This window comes from Polaromonas sp. P1_G2 (assembly GCF_056405515.1).
Genome location: NZ_JBFUBY010000385.1, coordinates 1 through 2,987, shown reverse-complemented (window position 1 = coordinate 2,987; position 2,987 = coordinate 1). Strand labels below are relative to the sequence as shown.

At 64.2% G+C, this 2,987-nt stretch carries 2 protein-coding genes and 1 pseudogene; all 3 read right to left on the bottom strand.

The window, feature by feature from the left end:
- On the bottom strand, positions 1-1,767 hold a 1,767-nt coding region (locus AC1D0P_RS23915; RefSeq protein WP_477679019.1), incomplete at its 3' end, for a DUF1631 family protein.
- A gap of 27 nt (positions 1,768-1,794) precedes the next feature.
- Complete coding sequence (gene secF / locus AC1D0P_RS23910) at positions 1,795-2,748, bottom strand: protein translocase subunit SecF (protein ID WP_477679018.1); 954 nt, start codon at positions 2,746-2,748, stop codon at positions 1,795-1,797.
- A gap of 37 nt (positions 2,749-2,785) precedes the next feature.
- A pseudogene (locus AC1D0P_RS23905) lies at positions 2,786-2,987 on the bottom strand (protein translocase subunit SecD); the annotation flags it as partial.

The following is a 2,987-nucleotide window of genomic DNA, read 5'->3' as shown; positions in this document are numbered from 1 at the left end:
GTATTGCTCGATCACCTGCACGACGCGCTTGATCTCGGCTTCCAGCACGCCGCCCGCCACCGTGACATCGAAGCCAAGCACGCAGGAACCCATGCGGTCTATCAGGCGGCGCGCGGGATGCTGCAGGGACTCGAAGAACTCGGGCTCGGAGATCGCCACACGCAGCACCGGCATCTGCAGGCGCGCGAACCAGACACGGATCACGGCGGGAATACGGTCTTCCGCCAGGATGCTCTGGAACATCAAGGCCACGATTTCGATCGTCGCTTTTTCGGAGGAGGTGGAAGCGGCCTCCTTGAGCTTGGTGGTGCGCTCACGCAGAACGCCCGCGGCATGGTCCACCTGCGCCTGGCCGTAGACCTGGCCTTGCGCATCCGCGAGCAGGGWGCGTTCCGCGCCGGTTTCTTCCGCGCGCTCCACGCTGGCCATGGCCTGCGCCAGCGGCGGCGATGCCTGGCTGGGGCGCGTGTCGTCGAAGCCCGCCGCCTGGTTCGACAGCAGGCGCTTGAGTTGCCCCATCACGCCTTGGGCGCGCATGCGTGCCCTGGCCAGGGGTGTGGTAGCGGTCTGCATGCGGGTTTCTTCGTGCACCCCCTGGCCGGGACCGGTGTTCGCTTCAGGGCCTTTTGCCGCATTGGACTTGCCGGCATTCTCAGCGCCGCTGCCCGCATTGCCGGGACGGCCCGCGGCGCCAGGAGCGGCCGCGCCACCGCCCGAAAAACGGCCCGCCGCCTGCCCACCAGAAACGCCGCCGCCGGCCGCGCCGCTTGCGCCTCGCGCGCCACCGCCCGCCACACCGTTGCCGGTCCCGCCGTAGGGAGAGCCGGCGCCGCTCCTGGATGATGAAGGTGAAGATGAAGTTGCGCCGGAACCGCCTCCTCGGGCACCGCCCGCGGAAGCCGGGCCCCGGCCGCCGGGGGACGACGGATTGCCACCGGAGTCACCATAGGAAGATGAGGCATTGTTCCCGCCAGCGCCGTCGTAAGCCGCAACACCGCCTGAAGCACCTCCGCCCCCCATGCCGGACCCCGCCCGGTGGTCACCGCCCTGTGGGGCTTTGTCTCTCTGCGCTTCAGCTGCCGTTTTGGCGGCGGCGCCAGCGCCGGCACCGGCGGCCGAAGGCGTGCGCTTGACCAGCGGCCTCAGGTCGATTTCGGCCATGACGCCGTGTTGCACCAGGAATTCGTTGGTGGCGTGGTAGGTCTCCAGCAGGTGCTCGCCCATGTCCTTCTGGATGGAACTCTGGACCGCAACCAAGACTTCGCGAGGCAGGGAAGCAATGCTCCATTGCTCGACCAGATGCTGGGCGAGCACTTCGGGACGCAGGATGTCCTGCTTGTGAAGCTCGGAAATCCCCTCCAGGTTCTGGATGCGCAAGCGAAGGTCGTTGAGTTCCCAGCTGGTGAAATCGAGCAGGCGCAGGGCCAGGCGTGAGGCGAGGATTTTGTCCTCCATCACGTCGTTACCCATCAGTTCGAATTTACYGCTGTCCAGAAAACGGGCGGGCGAGTTGGCGGCGGGAACGGCCTGCGCGTTGGCMCAGGCCGCGGCGGTACCGCGAACCCAGGCATCGCCGCTTTTCTGGAAAGCCAGCCAGCCGTCGCGCCTTTCCTGCATGTCGCGGGCGCTGCCCGGCTGGTCGACCAGCGCGGACAGTTTGTCCTTGATGGTTTTGGCGAGTGCGGGCAATATCCGTGCGGCACGCTCCGTAAACAGCGCGCGAGCCTGCTCGACCAGAAGACTGTTATTTTTGTTGCTTGGAGCCACGACCGCCCTGGATGATTAGCCTATAGCTTACACCGTGGCCCCTGCGTTGGGGTCATTGGGATCTTCGCCTTTTTTGGCCGGTGCCTTGACCAGGTCTTCCCGCTTGATGCCCAGCCACATCGCAATCGCGGCCGCCACAAAAACCGATGAATAAATGCCGAACAGGATGCCGATGGTCAGGGCCAGGGCAAAGTAAAAAAGTGTAGGACCGCCGAATAACAACATGGACAGGACCATGATCTGGGTCGAGCCGTGGGTGATGATGGTCCGGCTGATGGTGGAGGTGATCGCGTTGTCGATGATCTCCACGGTGTTCATCTTGCGGTAGCGGCGGAAGTTCTCGCGGATCCGGTCGAAGATCACCACCGATTCATTCACGGAATAACCGAGCACCGCCAGCACCGCCGCCAGCACGGCCAGCGAAAACTCCCACTGGAAGAACGCGAAGAAGCCCAGGATGATGACGACGTCGTGCAAATTGGCGATGATGGCCGCCACCGCGTACTTCCATTCAAAGCGGAAGGCCAGGTAAACCATGATGCCGAAGACCACCATGGCGAGCGCTTTCAGCCCGTCATGGGCCAGCTCCTCACCGACCTGCGGGCCCACAAATTCCGTGCGGCGCAGCGTCACGTCGGGGCTGGCCGCCTTCAGGGCTCCCAGCACCTTGTCGCTTTGCTGGGCGGTGCTCACGCCCTTCTGGGCGGGCAGGCGGATCATCACGTCGCGCGAGGTGCCGAAATTCTGCACCTGCACGTCGGTGAATCCCAGGCCGGCCACGGTGTCGCGGATCTTTCCGACGTCGGCGGCCTGGGTGTAGTTCACCTCCATCAGGGTACCGCCGGTGAACTCCACCGACAGGTGCAGGCCGCGCGTGATCAGGAAGAAGACGGCCAGCGCAAAAGTCGCAAAACTGATGATGTTAAAAATCAGGGCATGCCGCATGAACGGAATGTCGCGCCGGATTTTGAAGAATTCCATCTGGGGTCCTTGGGAAACTCAGGAAAAAAGGCCGGGATTACTTGGTCGCCACGGCGCCGGACGCGGCGGGCCGCCACACGGTGCCGATGGAAACCGACTTGAGCTTTTTCTGGCGGCCATACCAGAGGTTGACCAGGCCACGCGAGAAAAACACCGCCGAGAACATGCTGGTCAAAATACCGATGCAGTGCACCACCGCGAAGCCGCGGACCGGGCCGGAACCAAAGGCCAGCAAGGCC

Bases quoted from the DNA above. Each gene is read 5' to 3' on its own strand.
- secF (WP_477679018.1), bottom strand. From the start codon at position 2,748: ATGGAATTCTTCAAAATCCGGCGCGACATTCCGTTCATGCGGCATGCC.